18 protein-coding genes and 1 pseudogene are annotated in these 22252 nt (G+C 63.5%); 16 read left to right on the forward strand and 3 right to left on the reverse strand.

The window, feature by feature from the left end; all coding sequences use genetic code 11:
• Positions 1-3: 3 nt before the first annotated feature.
• Positions 4-1491, forward strand: coding sequence for an N-acyl-D-amino-acid deacylase family protein (locus H3V53_RS24775; RefSeq protein WP_336600215.1), 1488 nt, complete (start codon positions 4-6; stop codon positions 1489-1491).
• Positions 1492-1543: 52 nt separating this feature from the next.
• The gene (locus H3V53_RS24780) at positions 1544-1930 is read left to right on the forward strand and encodes a Rid family hydrolase (protein WP_054917298.1); all 387 of its coding nucleotides are present in this window, start codon (positions 1544-1546) and stop codon (positions 1928-1930) included.
• Positions 1931-2632: 702 nt separating this feature from the next.
• On the opposite strand, the gene queF is transcribed toward H3V53_RS24780, so the two are convergent.
• The 3 genes from queF to ilvA are packed head-to-tail and all read right to left on the reverse strand — an operon-like array spanning position 2633 to position 5892.
• Positions 2633-3457 (reverse strand): NADPH-dependent 7-cyano-7-deazaguanine reductase QueF, encoded by an 825-nt coding sequence (gene queF / locus H3V53_RS24785; protein ID WP_336600216.1) that lies wholly within the window; start codon positions 3455-3457, stop codon positions 2633-2635.
• A complete protein-coding gene (locus H3V53_RS24790) occupies positions 3454-4356 on the reverse strand; it encodes a 5'-nucleotidase (RefSeq protein WP_336600217.1) in 903 nt (300 codons plus the stop codon). The genes queF and H3V53_RS24790 overlap by 4 nt, the downstream gene beginning before the upstream one ends.
• A gap of 12 nt (positions 4357-4368) precedes the next feature.
• Positions 4369-5892 carry a threonine ammonia-lyase, biosynthetic gene (ilvA, locus tag H3V53_RS24795; protein ID WP_054917293.1) on the reverse strand — a complete coding sequence of 508 codons (1524 nt, stop codon included), beginning with the start codon at positions 5890-5892 and terminating at the stop codon, positions 4369-4371.
• Between the two features lie 613 nt (positions 5893-6505).
• On the opposite strand from ilvA, the gene H3V53_RS24800 reads away from it, so the two are divergent.
• From H3V53_RS24800 to H3V53_RS24865, 14 genes and pseudogenes are all read left to right on the forward strand, one after another.
• Entirely contained in the window at positions 6506-10624 is a 4119-nt protein-coding gene (locus tag H3V53_RS24800) for an FAD/FMN-binding oxidoreductase (RefSeq protein WP_336600218.1), read from the forward strand.
• 32 nt (positions 10625-10656) lie between these two features.
• Positions 10657-11085: an HIT domain-containing protein gene (locus tag H3V53_RS24805; RefSeq protein WP_054917290.1), complete on the forward strand. Its 429-nt coding sequence runs from the start codon at positions 10657-10659 to the stop codon at positions 11083-11085.
• 7 nt (positions 11086-11092) lie between these two features.
• Complete coding sequence (locus tag H3V53_RS24810) at positions 11093-11506, forward strand: gamma-butyrobetaine hydroxylase-like domain-containing protein (RefSeq protein ID WP_054917289.1); 414 nt, start codon at positions 11093-11095, stop codon at positions 11504-11506.
• An 85-nt stretch (positions 11507-11591) separates the two neighbouring features.
• Positions 11592-12323 carry a bifunctional demethylmenaquinone methyltransferase/2-methoxy-6-polyprenyl-1,4-benzoquinol methylase UbiE gene (gene ubiE, locus H3V53_RS24815; RefSeq protein ID WP_054917288.1) on the forward strand — a complete coding sequence of 244 codons (732 nt, stop codon included), beginning with the start codon at positions 11592-11594 and terminating at the stop codon, positions 12321-12323.
• Positions 12324-12360: 37 nt separating this feature from the next.
• A complete protein-coding gene (locus tag H3V53_RS24820) occupies positions 12361-13359 on the forward strand; it encodes a TIM44-like domain-containing protein (protein ID WP_054917286.1) in 999 nt (332 codons plus the stop codon).
• A 108-nt stretch (positions 13360-13467) separates the two neighbouring features.
• The gene (locus H3V53_RS24825; RefSeq protein WP_336600219.1) at positions 13468-14112 is read left to right on the forward strand and encodes a ubiquinone biosynthesis accessory factor UbiJ; all 645 of its coding nucleotides are present in this window, start codon (positions 13468-13470) and stop codon (positions 14110-14112) included.
• A gap of 15 nt (positions 14113-14127) precedes the next feature.
• Entirely contained in the window at positions 14128-15711 is a 1584-nt protein-coding gene (gene ubiB / locus H3V53_RS24830; protein WP_054917284.1) for a ubiquinone biosynthesis regulatory protein kinase UbiB, read from the forward strand.
• A gap of 22 nt (positions 15712-15733) precedes the next feature.
• A complete protein-coding gene (locus H3V53_RS24835; protein ID WP_336600220.1) occupies positions 15734-16375 on the forward strand; it encodes a class I SAM-dependent methyltransferase in 642 nt (213 codons plus the stop codon).
• 138 nt (positions 16376-16513) lie between these two features.
• A complete protein-coding gene (locus tag H3V53_RS24840; protein WP_336600221.1) occupies positions 16514-16879 on the forward strand; it encodes an FmdB family zinc ribbon protein in 366 nt (121 codons plus the stop codon).
• Positions 16880-16978: 99 nt separating this feature from the next.
• A complete protein-coding gene (locus H3V53_RS24845; RefSeq protein WP_336600222.1) occupies positions 16979-17605 on the forward strand; it encodes a DUF502 domain-containing protein in 627 nt (208 codons plus the stop codon).
• Positions 17606-17677: 72 nt separating this feature from the next.
• Positions 17678-19482, forward strand: a pseudogene (gene aspS, locus H3V53_RS24850) (aspartate--tRNA ligase).
• Positions 19483-19659: 177 nt separating this feature from the next.
• Positions 19660-20136 (forward strand): dihydroneopterin triphosphate diphosphatase, encoded by a 477-nt coding sequence (gene nudB / locus H3V53_RS24855; protein WP_336600223.1) that lies wholly within the window; start codon positions 19660-19662, stop codon positions 20134-20136.
• Positions 20133-21395, forward strand: a complete 1263-nt coding sequence (locus tag H3V53_RS24860) for a phospholipase D-like domain-containing protein (protein WP_336600224.1) — start codon at positions 20133-20135, stop codon at positions 21393-21395. Before nudB ends, H3V53_RS24860 begins: the two co-directional genes overlap by 4 nt.
• Positions 21396-21623: 228 nt before the next feature.
• The gene (locus H3V53_RS24865; RefSeq protein WP_336600225.1) at positions 21624-22229 is read left to right on the forward strand and encodes a TetR/AcrR family transcriptional regulator; all 606 of its coding nucleotides are present in this window, start codon (positions 21624-21626) and stop codon (positions 22227-22229) included.
• The last annotated feature ends 23 nt before the right edge of the window (positions 22230-22252 follow it).

A 22252-nucleotide genomic window follows, 5' to 3' on the forward strand; every position in this document is an offset into this window, starting at 1 on the left:
TCCATGCATTCGCATCCCGAAGCCGCCGATACGCTGATCGTCGGCGCGCAACTGTACGATGGCACGGGCGCGCCGCCTGTCGAGCGCGACGTCGCGCTGCGAAATGGGAAGATCGCCGCGATCGGCAATCTGTCGAACTGGCTCGCCGAAGAGGTGATCGAGGCGAACGGCCGCGCGCTCGCGCCCGGCTTCATCGACGTGCACACGCACGACGACACGCACGTGATCCGCTCGCCGCAAATGCTGCCGAAGATCACGCAGGGCGTGACGACGGTGATCGTCGGCAATTGCGGGATCAGCGCGTCGCCTGTTGCGCTCAAGGGTGATCCGCCCGATCCGATGAACCTGCTCGGCGAGCGCGACGCGTTCGCGTATCCGACCTTCGCTGCCTATGTCGAGGCTGTGAACGCGGCGCAGCCTTCCGTGAACGTCGGCGCGCTGATCGGCCATACGGCGCTGCGCAACAACCACATGGACCGGCTCGATCGCGCGGCGACGGCGCAGGAAATCGAAGGCATGCGCGCGCAGCTCGAAGAGGCGCTCGCGAACGGCGCGCTCGGTTTGAGTTCGGGGCTCGCGTATGGCTCGGCCTTCGCTGCGCCGACGGAAGAAGTCATGGCGCTCGCGGAGCCGCTCGCGGCGGCGGGCGCGCTGTACACGACACACATGCGCACCGAGTTCGACGCGATCCTCGATGCGATGGACGAGGCGTACCGGATCGGCAGGCACGCGCGCGTGCCTGTCGTGATTTCGCATCTGAAGTGCGCGGGGCCGTCGAACTGGGGACGCAGTGCGGAGGTGCTCGCGTCGCTCGAAGGCGCGCGGCAGTTTCATCCTGTCGGTTGCGACTGTTATCCGTACAACCGCAGTTCGTCGACGCTCGATCTGAAGCAGGTGACGGGCGATATCGACATCACGGTGACGTGGTCGACGCCGCATCCGGAGATGGCGGGCAAGCTGATCAAGGACATCGCCGCCGAATGGGGCGTGACGCAGCAGGAGGCGGGCAAGCGCCTGCAACCGGCGGGTGTGGTGTATCACAACATGTCAGAGGACGACGTGCGGCGCATCCTGTCGCATCCCGCGACGATGGTCGGCTCCGACGGCTTGCCGAATGATCCGTTGCCGCATCCGCGCTTGTGGGGCGCGTTTCCGCGCGTGCTCGGCCACTATGCGCGCGACCAGAAACTGATTCCGCTCGAAGAAGCGATTCGCAAGATGACGAGCCTGTCCGCGCGGCGCTTCGGCCTGAAAGAGCGCGGCGAAGTGCATATCGGCTATCACGCCGATCTCGTGCTGTTCGACCCGGCGCGCGTGCGCGACGCGGCAACGTTCGACAAGCCGCAACAGGCCGCCGACGGCATCGATGCCGTGTGGGTGAATGGCGTGCTGTCGTATCGGGAGGGCAAGCTGACGGGTGAGCGCGCGGGCCGGTTTGTCGCGCGCGGTGCGACGGCGGCGTCGCGTGCGGAGCTTGCGCAGGCATTCTGAATTTTTGCGCCCGCAGGGGTTGCGGGCGCGCTTACGTTACAGGAGTTGAACGATGAAGCGTTATGGCGTTGAAGGTGGCAAGGGCACGGGCGGTCAGGTGATGCCGTTTGCGCGCGCGGTCGAGGCGGATGGCTGGCTGTTCGTGTCGGGGCAGACGCCGATGGAGAACGGCGAGGTGATCAACGGCGGGATCGTCGAGCAGTCGCACAAGGCGATTCAGAACGTTCTCGCCATTCTGACCGAGGCCGGGTATGGGCCGGAGCACGTCGTGCGGTGTGGCGTGTGGCTCGACGATGCGCGTGATTTTGCTTCGTTCAATAAGGTGTTCAAGGAGTACTTTGGCGCGAATCCGCCTGCGCGGGCGTGTGTGGTGTCGTCGATGGTGATCGACTGTAAGGTTGAAGTTGACTGCGTCGCGTATAAGAAGCCTGCGGCTTAAGGTTTTTTTGTTTGGTGGCATCCGCTTTTTGTCTCTGGTCTATTAGCGTTGCCCCTGTGCGGGGCGGCACCTACTTTTCTTTGCAGCCGCAAAGAAAAGTAGGCAAAAGAAAGCGGCTCACACCGAGCCGCTTGACGTGTGCCCACGGGCTCTCAACGCCCCATCCTTCACGCCTTCCCGCTTCGGCTCGCGTAAGTTGCCAGCGCGCTAAACAGCGCCTCACACGCTTCGTACGTCGGTACAACAAACAGCCACGCCAGATGATTTGAGCCCTTGTGCGGCAAACTCTGTGTCGACCCTCGCGCCACACAGGAAACCCTCGGTGCGCGGGGGTTTTCGTCGTGCGCAGTCTCCAACGGCGGGACAACCTACACATAGTTTGCCGCATGAGGACATCGCCCCACGGACGTGGTTAGCTCTGCTGCGGGTGCGTGAAGCGGGTGAGGCCAATGGAGAGAACGCAGGCAACGAACCTGGGTGAGAACATTGCCGCGTGAAGTGTGGGGACGTTGAGAGCCCGTGGGTAGGAACGAGGGCTGGCGGTGTGAGCGGTTTTCTTTTGCCTACTTTTCTTTGCCGCGGCAAAGAAAAGTAGGTGCCGCCCCGCACAGGGGCAACGCCAATAAACCAGAGGCAAAGAGCGGATGCCCGCAAAAAATCAGCGTTGCAAACAAACAGAAAAAAGACAGAAAAACCAAAAAATCACTGCCGCGCAGTACGCAAATTATCCGGCATCGGCAGATTGAAATTGGTCCGAAACGGATTGATATCGAGTCCTCCGCGCCGCGTATAGCGCGCATAAACAGCGAGCTTCACAGGCTGACAAGCCTGCAGAACATCGAGAAAAATCTTCTCGACGCACTGTTCATGAAACCCCGTATGGGTCCGATACGAAATGATGTATCGAAGCAACGAAGCCTGATCGATCTGCGGCCCGACGTAGTGGATCTGCACCGAGCCCCAATCCGGCTGACCCGTCACTGGACAATTCGATTTCAGCAGATTGGAGAACAGCGTCTCCTCGACGGGCGCTTCATCCAGCGCCGCCTTCAGCAACGATGCGTCCGGCTGATACACATCCGTGTCCAGATCGAGCCGATCCAGCGACGTCCCTTCGAACTCGTCGAGCGCCAGCTTCGGAAACTCCGCGGGCGGATACAGATGCAGCGACACGGACGCGCCGCATGCCGCCGACACATCGCGCTTGATGGTGTCGCGCACCGTCTCGATCGAATCGAACGAAGTCTGCGCAAACGAGCCGAGGTACAGCTTGAACGACTTCGACTCGACGATATTCGGCGATTCGGCGGGAATGTAAAACGTGGCGATCGCGATCTGCGGCTTGCCGCGCGCGTTCAGCCACGATAGCTCGTACGCGTTCCAGATGTCCGTGCCGAAAAACGGCAGCGTCGCGCCGATGCCGATCTGATCGCGCGCGTTCTTGCGCGCGATCGGAAAGAGCAGCGATGCGTCGTACTGCTCGGTATAGGCAGCTGGCTTGCCCAGCGGTGATTGTTCGGGTGTCATGATGCGTTCACGATGCCACTCACGACATGGCCCGTCGCCGTCACGACGCGGGCCGATTCGCAGTGGCGAATTTGGTCGTCGAAGAAAAAGTCCGGCTCGAACTCGCGCAGAAACGCGCTTTTGTCGAGTCCGCCAAGAAACATCGCTTCGTCGATTTCGATGTTCCAGGCCATCAGCGTGCGAATCGCGCGCTCGTGCGCAGGCGCCGAGCGCGCCGTCACCAGCGCGGTGCGAATGTGCATCGGCGCGGCTTCGTCGGCGAGTGTCTGCAGACGATGCAGCGCCTGCAGCAAAGGCTTCAGCGGTCCGTCGGCGAGCGGCAAATGCTTGTTGTCGATCTCGTGACCGACGAACGCGCTCAGTCCGTCGTTCTGGAACACGCGCTCCGCTTCGTCGGAAAACAGCACGGCGTCGCCATCGAACGCAATGCGGATTTCGTCGGGGTACTTGCTCGCCATTTTCGCCGATTCCGGCAACACGCGCGCAGCCGGGAAACCCGCCGTGAGCGCATCGCGCACGTCGTCCTGATTGGCCGACAGAAACAGCGACGCATTCAGCGGCTTCAGATATTCGAACGGCGCGCGTCCGCGCGTGAACACGCCGCGCTCGATGGCAAGCCCGTGCTCGCGGCACGAACTGAACGCGCGCAGGCCGCTGATGGGATCGCTGCGCGACAGGATCACGACTTCCACACGATGCGTGCCCGCATTCAACGCCAGCAGTTTGCGGATCAGCGGAAACGCGACGCCCGGCTTCGCGGGCACGTTCAGCCGCTCGCGCTGCAATGCTTCGTACGCGCGCAGATCGCCTTTCTCGTAGACGCGATTCTCTTCTTCGAAATCGAACAGTGCGCGCGAAGAGATCGCCACCACCAGTTTGTCGTCGAGTGAAAAGGCCATGCGCGCGCCGCGTTACGCGAGGAACAGGCGGTACACGGGGTTCGCCGTCTCTTCCCAGTACGGATAGCCGAGCGTCGCGAGAAAGCGCGCGAATTCGGCATCTTCCGCCGACGGCACCTGAATGCCGACAAGAATGGAACTGTAGTCGGCACCCTGATTCCGGTAGTGGAACAGGCTGATATTCCAGTTCGGCGCCATCGACGACAGGAACTTCATCAGCGCGCCCGGCCGCTCGGGAAACTCGAAGCGGAACAGGCGTTCGTCGTGCGCGAGCGGCGAGCGTCCGCCGACCATGTAACGGATGTGCTGCTTCGACAGTTCGTCGCCGGTGAGGTCGACGGTCGCGAAGCGATGCGCCTCTAGTGCGCCCAGAATCTGCGCGGATTCGCTGCGATTGCGGATCTGCACGCCGACGAAGATATGCGCCGACTTCGAATCGGCGATGCGGTAGTTGAACTCGGTGACGCTGCGCGTGCCGACCAGTTCGCAGAAGCGCTTGAAGCTGCCGCGCTCTTCGGGAATCGTCACGGCAAACACGGCCTCGCGCGCCTCGCCGACTTCCGCGCGTTCCGCGACGAAGCGCATGCGGTCGAAATTCATGTTCGCGCCCGACGTCACGGCGATCAGCGTCTGATTCTCGATGCCTTCGCGCTCCGCATACTGTTTCGCGCCCGCCACGGCCAGCGACCCGGCCGGCTCCAGCACGCTGCGCGTGTCCTGGAAGACGTCCTTGATCGCGGCGCAGAGGGCGTCGGTGTTCACCGTCAGCACTTCGTCGAGATATTCCTGGCAAAGCCGGAAGGTCTCTTCGCCGACCAGTTTCACCGCCGTGCCATCCGAAAACAGGCCAACTTCGTTCAGCGTCACGCGTTTGCCCGCCTTCAGCGATTGCGCCATCGCGCAGGAGTCGTCGGTCTGCACGCCGATCACTTTGATCTCCGGGCGCACCGATTTCACGTACGCCGCGATGCCCGCCGCGAGACCGCCGCCGCCGATCGGAACGAAGATGGCGTGAATGGGCGCCTGATGCTGGCTCAGCACTTCCATCGCGACGGTGCCCTGGCCCGCGATCACGTACGGATCGTCGAACGGATGCACGAATGTCAGGCCGTGCTGCTCCTGCAGCTTCACCGCGTGCGCGTAGGCGTCGCTATACGATTCGCCCGACTGCACGACCTCGACGGTCGGGCCGCCGTGCGCGCGCACGGCGTCGACCTTCACTTGAGGCGTGGTCACGGGCACCACGATGATCGCCTTCACGCCCATGCGCGCCGCCGACAGCGCGACGCCCTGCGCATGATTGCCCGCCGAAGCCGTGATCACGCCGCGCGCGAGGGCGTCGGCGGGAATGTGCGCCATCTTGTTGTATGCGCCGCGCAGCTTGAACGAGAAGACGGGCTGATTGTCTTCGCGCTTCAGGTAAATCGGGTTGCGCAGCCGTGCGGACAGATTCCGCGCATGTTCGAGTTCGGTCTCACGCGCGACGTCGTAGACGCGGGCGGTGAGGATTTTCTTCAGATAGTCGTGGGAAGCCATGCGGATCACGCGCGATGCGCTATTTCGGACGGGAAAAGATCAATGATAGCGCCAACCGCTCGTCCGGACGCGCCTGATCCGGCAATCGGCCATACGGACAAGGCGCGCCGCGCGACCCGGCCAGCCGACCGGACGGTCGAGAAATCCGCTGCCGCCGGCTTGCGTCGAGCGTCCGGCGCGCGCCGGTCGCCCGTGGGCATTTTCGTGACGAATTTCGGCAGGCCAACGCGCAAAGGCTTGTCGCACGGACATTCCGGCGTCAACGCGCGCGCGGATCATGCGGTAGAATCTTATTTTGGAACAAGGATCGGATGATGCATTGGCAGCCTCGGATCGCCCATTTGATGCCCGTCCCGCGTGAGGCTCGCCCCGCGGCGCAGCGGCACGTGCGGCATGCACGATCGTGTAGCTATATCTGAGCGCCGCGACGCGACCGGCCCCTTACTTCCTTGCCATGTCCCCGGCGATCCCGGGCAGTGGCCGCCGGTCGAGGCTTCGCACACTAGAAGATTTCCAGCATTGCGCCCCACGCGCGCTTTGTCAGCGATCATCCGCCCGCCTCGTTACGCACATGCGATGAGCGCGGATCGCTGACCTACCGAATCGTCCGAACATGAACGCACCTCAAGTTTTCGATCCGAACGGCGCTGCCGCCACCGTCGCCGCCGATGCCGAACCGCGTCTGCGCGAAATTCCCTATAACTACACGTCGTTTTCCGACCGCGAAATCGTCATCCGGCTGCTCGGCGACGAAGCCTGGGCCGCGCTCGACGAACTGCGTAACGAGCGCCGCACGGGCCGCTCGGCGCGCATGCTGTACGAAGTGCTGGGCGACATCTGGGTCGTGCGCCGCAATCCCTACCTGCAAGACGATCTGCTCGACAATCCGAAGCGCCGCGCGCTGCTGATCGAAGCGCTGAATCACCGTCTCGCGGAAATCGAAAAACGCCGCCGCGCCGACCTCGTCGAACATGGCGACGAAGCGGGCGTCGATCGCGCCGCGCGCGTCGAGACGCTGGTCGCGGCGGCGCGGCGCGCCGTCGATGCATTCGCGGGCGAATTCGACAAGATGGCCGAGTTGCGCCGCCGCGCGACCCGAGTGCTGGGCCGCCAGACGCAGAAGGACAACATCCGCTTCGACGGCCTGGCGCGCGTGTCGCACGTGACGGACGCGACCGACTGGCGCGTCGAATATCCGTTCGTCGTGCTGACGCCGGACACGGAAGCGGAGATCGCCGGTCTCATCAAGGCGTGCTTTGAACTCGGCCTGACCGTGATTCCGCGCGGCGGCGGCACGGGCTACACGGGCGGCGCGGTGCCGCTCACGCCGTTCTCGGCCGTCATCAACACCGAAAAGCTCGAACAGCTCGGCGCGGTCGAACTGACCGAATTGCCCGGCGTCGCGCACAAGGTGCCGACCATTTTCTCCGGCGCGGGCGTCGTCACGCGCCGCGTGACGGAAGCGGCCGAGCAGGCGGGCTATGTGTTCGCCGTCGACCCTACGTCGCTGGACGCTTCGTGCATCGGCGGCAATGTCGCGATGAACGCGGGCGGCAAGAAGGCCGTGCTGTGGGGCACGGCGCTCGATAACCTCGCCTGGTGGCGGATGGTCGATCCGGAAGGCAACTGGCTCGAAGTCACGCGTCTCGATCACAATCTCGGCAAGATTCACGACATTCCCGTCGCGCGCTTCGAGCTGAAGTGGTTCGACGGCGAATATGCGCCGGGTGAAAAGCTGCTGCGCACGGAAGCGCTGGAAATCGAAGGCCGGCGCTTTCGCAAGGAAGGTCTCGGCAAGGACGTCACCGACAAATTCCTCGCGGGTCTGCCGGGCGTGCAGAAGGAAGGCTGCGACGGCCTGATCACGTCGGCGCGCTGGGTGCTGCACAAGATGCCCGCGCACACGCGCACGGTTTGCCTCGAATTCTTCGGCCAGGCGCGCGAAGCGATTCCGAGCATCGTCGAAATCAAGGACTATCTGTTCGAAACGTCGAAAGAGGGCGGCGCGATTCTCGCGGGCCTCGAACACCTCGACGAGCGTTATCTGCGCGCCGTCGGCTATGCGACCAAGAGCAAGCGCAACGCGTTTCCGAAGATGGTGCTGATCGGCGACATCGTCGGCGACAATGCCGATGCCGTGGCCGCCGCGACCTCGGAAGTGATCCGCATGGCCAACGGCAAGAGCGGCGAAGGTTTCGTCGCGGTCAGCGCCGAGGCCCGCAAGCGCTTCTGGCTCGACCGCAGCCGCACGGCGGCAATCGCGAAGCACACGAACGCGTTCAAGATCAACGAAGACGTGGTGATTCCGCTCAATCGCATGGGCGAGTACACGGACGGCATCGAGCGCATCAACATCGAACTGTCGATCAAGAACAAGCTGCAACTGGTCGATGCGCTCGAAGCGTTCTTCAAGGCGGGCAAGCTGCCGCTCGGCAAGACCGACGACGCGAACGAAATCCCCAGCGCGGAGCTGCTCGAAGACCGCGTGCATCAGGCGCTCGAACTGCTTGGCCACGTGAAGAAGCGTTGGGAATTCCTGCGCGACAAGCTCGATCTGTCGTTGCGCGAGGCGCAGCACTATCTGGTTGGACTCGGCTACGCGGGCCTCGCGGAGAAATTCGCGGACCGCGTCGACGATCAGCCGGACGCGAACGTGTTCCATATCGTCCAGGATCGCACGGTGCGCGTGTCGTGGAAGCAGGAAATTCGCGCCGAACTGCGCCAGATCTTCAACGGCGGCGAGTTCAAGCCGATCCTCGACGAAGCGCAGGCCATCCATAAGCACGTGCTGCGCGGCCGCGTGTTCGTCGCGCTTCACATGCACGCGGGCGACGGCAACGTTCACACGAACATCCCCGTCAACTCCGACAACTACGAGATGCTGCAGGATGCGCATACCGCCGTGGCGCGCATCATGAAGCTCGCGCGTTCGCTGGACGGCGTGATTTCCGGCGAGCACGGCATCGGCATCACCAAGCTCGAATTCCTGACCGACGACGAAATCGGCGAATTCCGCGCGTACAAGCAGCGCGTCGATCCGCAAGGACGCTTCAACGCGGGCAAGCTGCTCGAAGGCGCGGACCTGCGCAACGCGTACACGCCGTCGTTCGGGCTGATGGGCTACGAATCGCTGATCATGCAGCAGTCCGACATCGGCGCGATCGCGGATTCCGTGAAGGACTGCCTGCGCTGCGGCAAGTGCAAGCCCGTGTGCGCGACCCACGTGCCGCGCGCGAACCTGCTGTACAGCCCGCGCAACAAGATTCTCGCCACGTCGCTGCTGGTCGAGGCGTTCCTGTACGAAGAACAGACGCGCCGCGGCGTGTCGATCAAGCATTGGGACGAGTTCAACGACGTCGCCGATCACTGCACGGTCTGCCACAAGTGCGCCACGCCGTGCCCGGTGAAGATCGACTTCGGCGATGTCACGATGAACATGCGCAACCTGCTGCGCAAGATGGGCAAGAAGAAGTTCAACGCGGGCAACGCGGCGGGCATGTTCTTCCTGAACGCGACCAATCCGCAGACCATCAACCTCGCGCGCACCGCGATGATGGGCGTCGGCTACAAGGCGCAGCGCTTCGGCAACGACCTGCTGAAGAAGATCGTCAAGAAGCAGACGGCGCATCCGCCCGCCACCACGGGCAAGCCGCCCGTCGTCGAGCAGGTGATCCACTTCGTCAACAAGAAGATGCCGGGCAATCTGCCGAAGAAAACGGCGCGTGCGCTGCTCGACATCGAGGACAACAAGATCGTCCCGATCATCCGCAACCCGAAGTCGACGACCGTCGATTCGGAAGCGGTGTTCTACTTCCCGGGCTGCGGCTCCGAACGGCTGTTTTCGCAGGTCGGTCTCGCCACGCAGGCGATGCTGTGGGAAGCGGGCGTGCAGACGGTGCTACCGCCGGGCTATCTGTGCTGCGGTTATCCGCAGCGCGGCTCGGGCCAGTACGACAAGGCCGAGCAGATTGTGACCGACAATCGCGTGCTGTTCCATCGCGTTGCCAACACGCTGAACTATCTCGACATCAAGACCGTGGTGGTGTCGTGCGGCACGTGCTACGACCAGCTCGCCGGGTACGAATTCGACAAGATCTTCCCCGGCTGCCGCATCATCGACATCCACGAGTTCCTGCTGGAGAAAGGCATCAAGCTCGACGGCGTGACGGGCACGCGTTACATGTACCACGACCCGTGCCACACGCCGATCAAGACGATGGACCCCGTCAAGCTCGTCAACGAACTGATGGGCACCGAGAAGAACGACGGCTACCGCATCGAGAAGAACGACCGCTGCTGCGGCGAGTCGGGCACGCTCGCGGTTACGCGTCCCGACATTTCGACGCAGGTGCGCTTTCGCAAGGAAGAGGAAATCCGCAAGGGCGCGGCGAAGCTGCGCGGCATTCCCGTCGTCGCCGATGCAGGCGCGAACGCGATCAACATGGCGAACGCGGCGGCAGGCGCGGCGGGCGCACCCGCCGGCTCGGTGCTGAAGGCGGGCGACGGCCCGCAGCCGAACGGCGCGAATGGTGCGAACGGCTCGCCGACCGACGTCAAGATCCTGACGAGCTGCCCATCGTGCCTGCAGGGCCTGTCGCGCTACAACGAAGACGCGAACGTCGAAGCGGACTACATCGTGGTCGAAATCGCGCGGCACGTGCTCGGCGAGAACTGGATGGCCGACTACGTGCAGCGCGCGAACAATGGCGGAATCGAGCGCGTGCTGGTCTAATGGCACGATAAGGTACCCGCCCGAGGACGACGATGGACTGTATCTTCTGCCGCGAAGACGGCGGCGACATACTGTGGCAGGACGACACGCTGCGTGTCGTCCTTGCCGACGAACACGACTATCCCGGCTTTTGCCGGGTCATCTGGAACACGCACGTGGCCGAATTTTCCGATCTCGGCGAGCGCGAGCGCGATCACGTGATGCGCGTGGTCTACGCCGTCGAGCGCGCGATCCGGCGCATCCTGCAACCCGTCAAGGTGAACCTCGCGAGCCTCGGCAACCAGGTGCCGCACGTGCATTGGCATGTCATTCCGCGGTTTTCCAACGACGCGCATTTCCCGCTGCCCATCTGGGCGCCGCGTCAGCGCACGGTGTCCGAGGCGATGCTGTCGCAGCGCCGCGCGAAGTCAACGTTGCTGCGCGAAGCGGTGCGCGGCGAAATCGAAACCGCTCTCGCCTGAGGTCATCATGAGTGGACTGAAACCCGACACGCCGGTCCCGACCGGCGTCGTCGTTCATGCCGTCTCGCGCGTGCTCGAACTGCAGTACGCGGACGGCAACAGTTACCGCGTGCCGTTCGAGCTGATGCGCGTGTATTCGCCATCGGCGGAGGTGCGCGGCCATGGTCCGGGGCAGGAAACGCTGCAGACGGGCAAGCGCGACGTGTCGATCGTCGCGCTGGAAGGCGTCGGCAATTACGCGCTGCAACCCACGTTCTCCGACGGCCACAACACGGGCATCTATTCCTGGGATCTGCTCTGGGAACTGGCGACCCGTCAGGATGAACTCTGGGCCGACTATTTCGCCAAACTGAATGCGGCAGGCGTCGACCGGGACGCGCCGATGCCCGCGTCCGGCCCTGCGCACGGCCACAGACACTGATACGATCCGCGGGGCGGCCGACCGCGGGGCGGCCGCCCGACGCGGCGAAACAAATTTCACAGAATAAGCGAAAGGACGAAGCGCGATGACCAAAACCCACTTCGGCTATCAGACAGTCGACGAACAGGAAAAAGCGAAGAAAGTGGCCGGCGTGTTCCACTCGGTCGCCTCCAACTATGACCTGATGAACGACCTGATGTCGGGCGGGATGCACCGCGCGTGGAAGGCGTTCACGATCGCGCAGGCGAACGTGCGGCCGGGCTACAAGGTGCTCGACATCGCGGGCGGCACGGGCGACCTGTCTAAAGCCTTCGCGAAGCAGGCGGGCGACACGGGCGAAGTCTGGCACACGGACATCAACGAATCGATGCTGCGCGTGGGCCGCGACCGCCTGATCGACAAAGGCATCATCACGCCGACGCTGCTCTGCGACGCGGAGAAGATCCCGTTCCCGGACAATTACTTCGATGTGGTGACGGTGGCATTCGGCTTGCGCAACATGACGCACAAGGACATGGCGCTCGCCGAAATGCGGCGCGTCCTGAAACCGGCTGGGCGTTTGCTCGTGCTGGAATTCTCAAAGGTGTGGGACCCGCTGAAAAAAGCCTACGATGTGTATTCGTTCAAGGTGCTGCCGTGGCTCGGCGAGCGCTTTGCGAAGGACGCCGACAGCTACCGCTACCTGGCCGAATCGATCCGCATGCATCCGGACCAGGAAACTTTAAAAACGATGATGGAACAAGCTGGCCTCGACGCCGTCAAATATTACAATTTGTCAGCTGGTGTGGTAGCTTTACACGTGGGGACAAAATACTGACGTCCCTAACCTCTCGTTTTTAAAGGAAATTGCAAAAATGTCCGGTTCGAATCTGTTATCTCGTTGTAATGTTAGAGGTGCGTGGGCGAGGAGAATCGGACTGATCGCGATGGTCGGCCTGATTTCCGTCAGCACACTCGCGTCGTTCGACGCCGAAGCGAAACGCATGGGCGGCGGCCGAAGCGTCGGTCGCCAGCAGTCGAACATTACGCAGCCTCATCAGCAGACGGCGCCGTCGCCGTCGCAATCGCCCGGCGCGCCGTCGCAGGCAATGCAGCAGCAGCGTCCCGCCACGCCGCCGCCCACGCCCGCCGCGCAGCCTAACCGCTCGCGCTGGCTGGGGCCGATCGCCGGTCTCGCGGCGGGGCTCGGCATCGCGGCGCTGCTGTCGCACTTCGGTCTGGGCGAAGCGTTCGCCGGCATGATGGCGAACATGATCGTGATTGCGCTGATCGCGTTCGTCGCAATCTGGCTGATCCGCAAGTTCCTCGGCCGCAAGCGCGACACGCAGTCGCCCGCCTACGCCGGCAGTGCACCGACGCTGAATGCGGGCGGCACGGGCTACTCGCAGGAGCCGCGCTACACGGCGCCGCCCTCGGGTTCGTACCTCGGGCCGCAAGGCAATCCGCTGACCACGCCTGACGTCGCCGCGACGCCGACCGTTCCGGCGGGCTTCGATTCCGAGTCCTTCCTGCGCAACGCAAAGGTGTACTTCGTGCGCCTGCAGGCCGCCTGGGACGCGGGCAATATGGACGATATCCGCGAATTCACCACGCCTGAAATGTTCGCCGAAGTGCGCGTGGACCTGGCTTCGCGCGGCGCCGAGAAGAACCAGACCGACGTCGTCAAACTGGACGCCGACCTGTTGGGCGTCGAGGATCGCGGCAACGAGTACCTCGCGAGCGTGCGTTTCCACGGCCTGATCCGCGAAACGTCGGGCGGCGCGGCCGAGCCGTTCGAGGAAATCTGGAACCTCAGCAAGCGTACGGGTGAAGGCTGGCTGCTCGCGGGCATCCAGCAGGTCAATCATCATTGATCCCGTAACGGATTAGCCGTTCGGCAGAGGCAGTCCCGAAGCGAACGGACGTTACAATGGGAACCCGCGTCGGCACTCGCCGGCGCGGGTTTTCTCTTTCCACTGCCGATGACCCTTGCCGCCAAGCCCTTCGCTGCTGCCGTCAACCATCTGCTCGCTCGCGAATCGTGGGCGCGCGAACGCCTCACCCCATATGCCGGCAAGACCGCGCGGCTCGCCTGTCCACCCGTCACGCTGATCCTGCTGGTGCAGCCGGACGGTTATCTGAGCGCCGTCGACGAAAGCGAAGCGCACGCATTCGACGTCACCGTCGCCGTGCCCGCCGACGCCGTACCTGCGTTTGTGCAGGGCGGCCAGGCGGCCGTGATGAAGCACGTGAAGATCGAAGGCGACGCGGAGTTCGCGACGGCCATCGCGAAGCTGGCCGAACATCTGCGCTGGGAGCCGGAAGAAGATCTGGCCAGGCTGATTGGCGACGGGCCCGCCTGGCGCATCGCGACAGTTGCGCGCACGGTCGGCGATCACGCGCTGCGTACAGGTCGAAATCTGGTCGAATCGGTTGCCGAGTATCTGCTGGACGAAAACCCGCAACTCGTGCGGCGCGCCGCGCTCGACGACTTCAATGCCGAACTGGCGCGCGCCCGCGATGCACTCGCGCGTGTTGAAAAGCGCGTCGAGCGTCTCGAACAGAAGGTCGAAGCCCGAGGCGCAGACGCGCCGGGCGGCGCCGCCACGTCGCGCGGCACGCGCTAGTCACCGGGCTCAACCATGCGTTTTCTGCGTTTCCTCAAGATCTTTTTTACGGTCATCCGCTTCGGCCTCGACGAGATGATGCTGAGCCGCGTCAACGATCGCCGCGTGCGTCTGTTGCTGCGTATCACCACGATCGGCCGCAAGTTCGAACAGCCGCCGGGCGAGCGGCTGCGTCTGGCGCTCGAAAGCCTGGGGCCGATCTTCGTCAAGTTCGGCCAGGTGCTGTCAACGCGCCGCGACCTGCTGCGCCCCGACATCGCCGTCGAACTGGCGAAGCTGCAAGACCAGGTCCCGCCGTTCGACTCGGCCGTCGCTATTGCCATCATCGAAAAATCGCTGGGCGCGCCCGTCGATACCATCTTCAACGATTTCGAGCGCGTGCCCGTAGCGAGCGCGTCGATCGCGCAGGTGCACTTCGCGACGCTGAAAACCGGTCAGCACGCCGGAAAACAGGTCGCCGTGAAGGTACTGCGGCCGAACATGCTGCCCGTGATCGATTCCGATCTCGCGCTGCTGCGCGACATTGCCGTGTGGGCCGAGCGCCTGTGGGCCGACGGCAAGCGCCTGAAGCCGCGTGAAGTGGTCGCTGAATTCGACAAGTATCTGCACGACGAACTCGACCTGATGCGCGAGGCGGCAAACGGCAGCCAGCTGCGACGCAACTTCGCCGGCCTCGATCTGCTGCTGGTGCCCGAAATGTACTGGGAGTACTGCACGGCCAATGTGCTCGTCATGGAGCGGATGGTCGGCGTTCCCATCAGTCAGGTCGACACGCTGCGTGCGGCCGGCGTCGATATCCCGAAGCTCGCGCGCGAGGGTGTCGAAATCTTCTTTACACAGGTGTTCCGCGATGGGTTTTTCCATGCGGACATGCACCCGGGCAACATCCAGGTGAGTCTCGATCCGGCGCATTTCGGGCGTTACATCGCGCTGGATTTCGGGATCATCGGCGCGTTGTCAGATTTCGATAAGAACTATCTGGCGCAGAATTTTCTCGCGTTCTTCAAGCGCGACTACCACCGCGTCGCGACGCTGCATCTGGAGTCGGGCTGGGTGCCCGCCACGACGCGTGTAGAAGAACTCGAAAGCGCGATCCGCGCGGTCTGCGAGCCGTATTTCGATCGCGCGCTCAAGGACATTTCGCTCGGCCAGGTGCTGATGCGGCTGTTCTCGACGTCGCGCCGCTTCAACGTCGAAATCCAGCCGCAACTGGTGCTGCTGCAAAAGACGATGCTCAACGTGGAGGGCCTGGGCCGTTCGCTCGATCCGGAGCTCGACTTGTGGAAGACGGCCAAGCCGTATCTGGAGCGCTGGATGAATGAGCAGATCGGCGCGAAAGGCTGGTATGAACGGCTCAAGATTGAAGCGCCGCAGTGGAGCAAGACGCTGCCGCAGTTGCCGCGCCTCATCCATCACGCGCTGGCGCAACGTCACGACGTGCAGCAGCGTGGCATCAACGACGAAACCATCCGCCAGATCCTGCTGGAGCAGAAGCGCACCAACCGGCTGTTGCAGGGGCTGCTGATGTTCGGCGTGGCGGTGGGCGTTGGCGCGGTGCTGGCTCGCGCGTGGCTGGCCATTGCATACGGCGGTTACTGAACGCGTCGAAAAAGGCATGCCGATGAGCGACTCCAAGCCAACTGTTCCTCCCGCCGTACCCGACTTCGAGACGCGCGATCCGAACGCGCCCGGCTTCTGGGATGAGCGCTTCGAGCGCGGTTTCACGCCGTGGGACCAAGCGGGCGTGCCGTCCGCGTTCAAGTCGTTCGTCGAACGGCATACGCCAATGCCCGTCCTGATTCCCGGCTGCGGTAGCGCGCATGAGGCATGGTGGCTGGCGGAAAAAGGGTGGTTGGTTCGCGCGATCGACTTTGCGCCGAAGGCGGTCGAAGCGGCGCGCGCCCAGTTGGGAGCGCATGCCGGCGTGGTGAAAGAGGCTGATTTCTTCACATACCGGCCACCGTTCGAGCCCGGCTGGATCTACGAGCGCGCGTTTCTGTGCGCGCTGCCGCCTCAGCGGCGCGACGACTATGCGGCGCACATGGCGGCCTTGCTGCCGGGCGGCACGTTGCTGGCAGGCTTCTTTTTCGTCGGCGCGACGCCGAAAGGTCCGCCGTTCGGTATCGAGCGCGCCGATCTCGATGCGCTGCTGCTGCCGCATTTCGAACTGCTCGAAGATGAGCCTGTTACCGATTCGATTCCCGTCTTCGCCGGGCGTGAGCGCTGGCTGACGTGGCGTCGCCGCGGTGCAGCAAGGACTTGATCTCGGGCGTCTGCGCCCTTATCTAACTGGGTGACGGCTGCGCCGGCCGTTTCCCCCGAATTCCGGGGCGAGCCATCGTTTGCGGCTATAATTCAAGGCTTTGCAAGCGTTCAAAGAGATTTCTGTAGGGACAAGGTCATGCCGATCTACGCTTATCGTTGCGAGTCATGCGGCTTCGCGAAGGACGTGCTCCAGAAAATGAGCGACGCACCGCTGACGCAATGCCCAGAGTGCAATGCCGATGCATTTCGCAAGCAGGTCACAGCTGCCGGCTTCCAGCTGAAGGGCTCGGGCTGGTACGTCACGGATTTCCGCGGCGGCAGTTCGGGCGGTGCTTCCGGCAACAACGGCGCGGGTGCCGCAGCCGGCAAGACGGATAGCAAGCCCGAAACGGCCTCGTCCGACAGCGCTGCCTCTTCGAGCCAACCCGCGAGCGCCCCGGCGAGCGCGCCCGCAGCCGCGCCCACCGCGGCGGCGGCGCCCGCCAGCAGTTCGGGCAGCTAGCGGTTTCGCCACTTGCAAAGTGACGTAGACGCCGCGCAAGGGGTTCGCGCGGATTTCTGGCGGTACACATGACGACGAAAAAAAACGACGCTCAAATCGGTGTTTCTGACGGGCCTGCTGGTGCTGGTGCCGCTTGCCATCACGCTGTGGGTGCTGGGTCTGATCATTGGCACGATGGATCAGACCCTGCTGCTGCTACCGTCCGCGTGGCAGCCGGAGCGCCTGTTCGGCTTCCGTCTGCCCGGCCTCGGCGCCGTGCTGACTCTCGCGTTCATTTTTGTCGTCGGGCTATTGACGCAGAACTTCGTTGGGCAGAAGCTGGTCGGCTGGTGGGAACTGATCGTCGCGCGCATTCCCGTCGTCGGTCCTATCTATACCAGCGTCAAGCAGGTGTCCGACACGCTGCTGTCGTCGAGCGGCAATGCGTTCCGCAAGGCGCTGCTGATCGAGTATCCGCGCAAAGGCTCCTACACCATCGGGTTTCTGACGGGCATTCCCGGCGGCGACGTCGTCAACCACCTGAAGGAAGACCACGTCAGCGTCTATGTGCCGACCACGCCGAACCCGACGTCCGGCTTCTTCCTGATGGTGCCGAAAAGCGAAGTGATCGAGCTCGACATGACCGTCGACGCCGCACTCAAGTACATCGTCTCGATGGGCGTTGTTGCTCCGCCCACGAATCAGCCGGCGCCGGAGCGCCGCACGCCCGTCGAGCCACCGCTGTAATGCCGGCGCGCGCCGCCCGCCACGCTGTGCGGCGCGCGCCGATCAACCAATGCAAAACGAAAGACAAACATCATGTCGATGAGATCTGAATACTGCGGTCTGGTGACCGAACACCTGCTGGGTCAAACCGTCTCGCTGTGCGGCTGGGTGAGCCGGCGCCGCGACCACGGCGGCGTTATCTTCATCGACCTGCGCGACCGCGAAGGCCTCGTTCAGGTCGTCTGCGACCCGGACCGCGCCGAGATGTTCAAGACGGCCGAAGGCGTGCGCAACGAGTTCTGCGTGCAGGTCAAGGGCGTCGTGCGCAACCGTCCGGAAGGCACGACCAATGCCGGCCTGAAGAGCGGCAAGATCGAAGTGCTGTGCCACGAACTGAACGTGCTGAACGCGTCGGTGACGCCGCCGTTCCAGCTCGACGACGACAACCTGTCGGAGACCACGCGCTCACGCATCGCGTGCTCGACCTGCGCCGTCCGCAGATGCAGCACAACCTGCGCCTGCGTTACCGCGTCGCGATGGAAGTGCGCAAGTACCTCGACTCGCGCGGCTTCATCGACATCGAAACGCCGATGCTGACCAAGAGCACGCCCGAAGGCGCGCGCGATTACCTCGTGCCGTCGCGTGTGAACGCCGGCCAGTTCTTCGCGTTGCCGCAGTCGCCGCAGCTTTTCAAGCAGCTGCTGATGGTCGCGAACTTCGACCGTTACTACCAGATCACCAAGTGCTTCCGCGACGAAGACCTGCGCGCCGACCGTCAGCCGGAATTCACGCAGATCGACTGCGAAACGTCGTTCCTGGGCGAGCAGGAGATCCGCGATCTGTTCGAAGACATGACGCGTCACGTGTTCAAGGAAACCATCGGCGTGGAGCTGGACGCGAAGTTCGCCGTGATGCCGTATTCGGAAGCCATGAGCCGTTTCGGTTCGGACAAGCCGGACCTGCGCGTGAAGCTCGAATTCACGGAACTGACGGACGCGATGAAGGACGTCGACTTCAAGGTGTTCAGCACGCCCGCGAACACGAAGGACGGCCGCGTCGCGGCGCTGCGCGTGCCGAAGGGCGCCGAACTGTCGCGCGGCGATATCGACAGCTACACCGAATTCGTGCGCATCTACGGCGCGAAGGGCCTCGCGTGGATCAAGGTCAACGAAGTGGCGAAGGGCCGTGACGGCCTGCAAAGCCCGATCGTGAAGAACCTGCACGACGCGTCGATCGCCGCGATCATCGAGCGCACGGGCGCGCAAGACGGCGACATCATTTTCTTCGCGGCGGATCGCGCGAAGGTCGTCAACGACAGCCTGGGCGCGCTGCGTCTGAAGATCGGCCATTCGGAGTTCGGTAAGGCGAACGGTCTGGTCGAAACGGGCTGGAAGCCGCTGTGGGTCGTCGACTTTCCGATGTTCGAGTACGACGAAGAGGAAAACCGTTACGTCGCCGCGCACCACCCGTTCACGAGCCCGAAGGACGAGCACCTGGAATATCTCGAGACGGACCCGGGCCGCTGCCTCGCCAAGGCGTACGACATCGTGCTGAACGGCTGGGAAATCGGCGGCGGTTCCGTGCGTATCTTCCAGGAAGACGTGCAGAGCAAGGTGTTCCGCGCGCTGAAGATCGGTGCGGAAGAAGCGCGCCTGAAGTTCGGCTTCCTGCTGGACGCCCTTCAGTACGGCGCGCCGCCGCACGGCGGTATCGCGTTCGGTCTGGACCGCATCGTCACGATGATGGCGGGCGCCGACTCGATCCGCGACGTGATCGCATTCCCGAAGACGCAACGCGCGCAAGACCTGCTCACGCAGGCGCCGAGCGAAGTCGACGAGCGTCAGTTGAAGGAACTGCACATCCGTTTGCGCCAGCCCGAGCAGAAGGCGTCAATGTGACGACAAGGGCTTCGACCCGCGCGGTGCGTCGTTAAAACAACGGCGCGTGCGCGAAACAACCCACGAAGAAGGCGCGTCACGCGCCTTTTTCGCTTTTTGCGTTACAGTCGCTGTAAGCTCTGCCGTCCGACATACACCGCGCCGTCGAATCAGCAAAACCGCGCCCGTTTTATCACCATGCCGAAACCGCCGAAGATTCCGGAATCCGTTCTTGTCGTCATTCACACGCCCGAACTCGACGTGCTGCTTATCGAACGAGCCGACCGCGAGGCCTTCTGGCAATCGGTGACGGGCTCGAAGGAACGGATCGACGAGCCGCTCATCGAGACGGCGATCCGCGAAGTGGCGGAAGAGACGGGCATCGTGGTCGGCAGCGAGATGGTGCCGCGCGAAGCCCTTTGCGACTGGCAACATCACATCGAGTTCGAAATTTTCCCGACCTGGCGCCATCGTTACGCGGAAGGTGTCACGCATAACACCGAGCACTGGTTCAGTCTGCAGGTGCCGCGGCGTCTCGAAGTGACGCTCGCGCCGCTCGAGCACACGTCGCATCTGTGGCTGCCGTGGCAGGAAGCCGCCGAGCGTTGCTTCTCGTGGTCCAACCGCGATGCGATCCTGCAACTGCCGCAGCGCGTGAAGGAGCGCTGCCGATGAGCGGCGGCCGCGGCCGCCATTTCGCCCGACTGGCGCAGCATCTGCCCGGTCGGCGCTACGGGTCCACATACCGCTTCTGTTCGGGCAACGCGGTGCGCCTGTTCACGTCGGGCGCGGCGTACTTTGCGGCGCTGATCGAGCGCATCGAAGCAGCCAAAACCGATGTCGCGCTCGAAACCTATATCTTTTGCGACGACGCTGCGGGCCGTTCCGTCTCGGACGCCCTGATTCGCGCCGCGTCGCGCGGCGTGCGCGTGCGCGTGATCACCGACGGCATCGGCACCCAGCGCCTGCCCCTGTTCGCCGACTGGCAAGCGGTGGGCATCGAGCATCGCATCTACAACCCGCATCTGTTCGGCCGGTTCGGGTTCTCGCGCACGCACCGCAAGCTCGCCTGCGTCGACGACGCCTACGCGTATTGCGGCGGTATCAATATCGTCGACGACTACGACCAGAACGGCACGCGCCTGCCGTTTCCTCGCTGGGATTTCGCCGTCGAACTGAACGGTCCGGTGGTGGCCGACGTGCGCGACGCGTTCGATGTGCAGTGGGAGCGCATCCGCATCGGCCATCGGCCGGCGCTGACGCGGCCCGCCGTCGGCGGCGCGACGCCGCAGGCCGCGACCACGCGTTTCGTGCGCGTGCGCCGCGGCGCACGCGCGGGCGACATGCGCGCGCTGGCCGAGCCGTGCGTCGCATTCGTTGCGCGCGACAACTTCGTCAACCGTCGCACGATCGAGAAGGCGTATCTGACGGCGATCGGCCAGGCGCGCTCCGAAGTGCTGCTCGCCAATCCTTACTTCATGCCCGGGCGCAAGCTGCGGCGCGCGCTGATCTACGCGGCGGAGCGCGGCATCGACGTGCGGCTGGTGATCGGCAGGAAGGAGTTCGCGATGCTCGACTACGCGGTGCCGTTTCTGTACCGGACGCTGCTGAAGGCGGGTGTGAAGATTTCCGAGTACGAAAAGACGATGCTGCACGGCAAGGTCGCTGTCGTCGATTCGAACTGGGGCACCGTGGGCTCGTCGAATCTCGACGCGCTCAGCCTGATGCTGAACAACGAAGCCAATGTCGTGCTGGTGCTGCATCCCGAAATCGACCAGTTGCGTCAGGGCATTCTGAACGCGTTCAACGAGTCGCGCCGTATCGACGAAAAGCATTACGAGGCGCGACCCGCTGGCGAGCGCCTGCTGAACTGGATTGCGTACAACACCTACCGGATCGCCATGAAGCTGCTGACGGTCGGCGGCTACGATTAAAAAGCAGACCAGGCGTTTAAAACAGCCTTCGGCAATCCGAGACAACCCCAACGCACTTTCTGGCGAATGATTCTAAAAATTCCGCATCGTCCGATAGACGAATGACGGAAAATCGGAGCGTGGTTAGAAACCCGTTTCTAATAAAGTCCTTGTTTCGCGGACGGTCGGCCACAATAATGGTACGACCGTTCGATTTTCCTTCAGTCACAAATCAGACGGTACACAGCTATGCGAAAAGGCGAACAAACGCGAGCCGCGATTCTCGATGCAGCACTTGATCTGGCAAGCCGCGACGGACTGGAAGGTCTGACCATCGGCCTGCTTGCCGAGCGCATGCAGATGAGCAAAAGCGGGGTGTTCGCGCATTTCGGGTCGCGCGAAGACCTGCAGGTCGAGGTGGTGCGCGAATATCACCGTCGTTTTGAAGACGAGGTGTTTTTCCCGAGTCTGCGCGAGCCGCGCGGCTTGCCACGCTTGCGCGCGATGATCTCGCGCTGGATCGAGAAGCGCATCCAGGAAGTCACGACGGGGTGCATCTACATCAGCGGCGCGGTCGAGTACGACGATCGCGCGGACAGCGCGGTGCGCGAGCAGCTGGTCGCGAGCGTCACGATGTGGCGCGCGGCGCTCACGCGAGCCATTTCGCAGGCGATGGACGAAGGGCATCTGCGCGCGGAAACCGATCCGCAACTGATGCTCTTCGAACTGTATAGCTTCACGCTCGGCCTGCATCATGACGCACGTTTCCTGCATCTGCCCGATGCCGTGCGCCTCACGTGGGCCGCGCTGGAAAAATTGATCGTTTCGTATCAAAGCGAGAGCGCCAGCAGCTAGCCAGACCGGCAAAAAACTGGCAG

This window comes from Paraburkholderia bengalensis (genome assembly GCF_037126505.1).
GTDB classification, from domain to species: Bacteria; Pseudomonadota; Gammaproteobacteria; order Burkholderiales; family Burkholderiaceae; genus Paraburkholderia; species Paraburkholderia bengalensis.

Bases quoted from the DNA above. Each gene is read 5' to 3' on its own strand.
- H3V53_RS24835 (WP_336600220.1), top strand. From the start codon at position 15,734: ATGAGCGACTCCAAGCCAACTGTTCCTCCCGCCGTACCCGACTTCGAG.
- queF (WP_336600216.1), bottom strand. From the start codon at position 3,457: ATGACACCCGAACAATCACCGCTGGGCAAGCCAGCTGCCTATACCGAG.
- ilvA (WP_054917293.1), bottom strand. From the start codon at position 5,892: ATGGCTTCCCACGACTATCTGAAGAAAATCCTCACCGCCCGCGTCTAC.
- H3V53_RS24810 (WP_054917289.1), top strand. From the start codon at position 11,093: ATGAGTGGACTGAAACCCGACACGCCGGTCCCGACCGGCGTCGTCGTT.
- H3V53_RS24825 (WP_336600219.1), top strand. From the start codon at position 13,468: ATGACCCTTGCCGCCAAGCCCTTCGCTGCTGCCGTCAACCATCTGCTC.
- H3V53_RS24840 (WP_336600221.1), top strand. From the start codon at position 16,514: ATGCCGATCTACGCTTATCGTTGCGAGTCATGCGGCTTCGCGAAGGAC.
- H3V53_RS24820 (WP_054917286.1), top strand. From the start codon at position 12,361: ATGTCCGGTTCGAATCTGTTATCTCGTTGTAATGTTAGAGGTGCGTGG.
- nudB (WP_336600223.1), top strand. From the start codon at position 19,660: ATGCCGAAACCGCCGAAGATTCCGGAATCCGTTCTTGTCGTCATTCAC.
- H3V53_RS24860 (WP_336600224.1), top strand. From the start codon at position 20,133: ATGAGCGGCGGCCGCGGCCGCCATTTCGCCCGACTGGCGCAGCATCTG.
- H3V53_RS24790 (WP_336600217.1), bottom strand. From the start codon at position 4,356: ATGGCCTTTTCACTCGACGACAAACTGGTGGTGGCGATCTCTTCGCGC.
- H3V53_RS24775 (WP_336600215.1), top strand. From the start codon at position 4: ATGCATTCGCATCCCGAAGCCGCCGATACGCTGATCGTCGGCGCGCAA.
- H3V53_RS24805 (WP_054917290.1), top strand. From the start codon at position 10,657: ATGGACTGTATCTTCTGCCGCGAAGACGGCGGCGACATACTGTGGCAG.
- ubiE (WP_054917288.1), top strand. From the start codon at position 11,592: ATGACCAAAACCCACTTCGGCTATCAGACAGTCGACGAACAGGAAAAA.
- H3V53_RS24865 (WP_336600225.1), top strand. From the start codon at position 21,624: ATGCGAAAAGGCGAACAAACGCGAGCCGCGATTCTCGATGCAGCACTT.
- H3V53_RS24780 (WP_054917298.1), top strand. From the start codon at position 1,544: ATGAAGCGTTATGGCGTTGAAGGTGGCAAGGGCACGGGCGGTCAGGTG.
- ubiB (WP_054917284.1), top strand. From the start codon at position 14,128: ATGCGTTTTCTGCGTTTCCTCAAGATCTTTTTTACGGTCATCCGCTTC.
- H3V53_RS24800 (WP_336600218.1), top strand. From the start codon at position 6,506: ATGAACGCACCTCAAGTTTTCGATCCGAACGGCGCTGCCGCCACCGTC.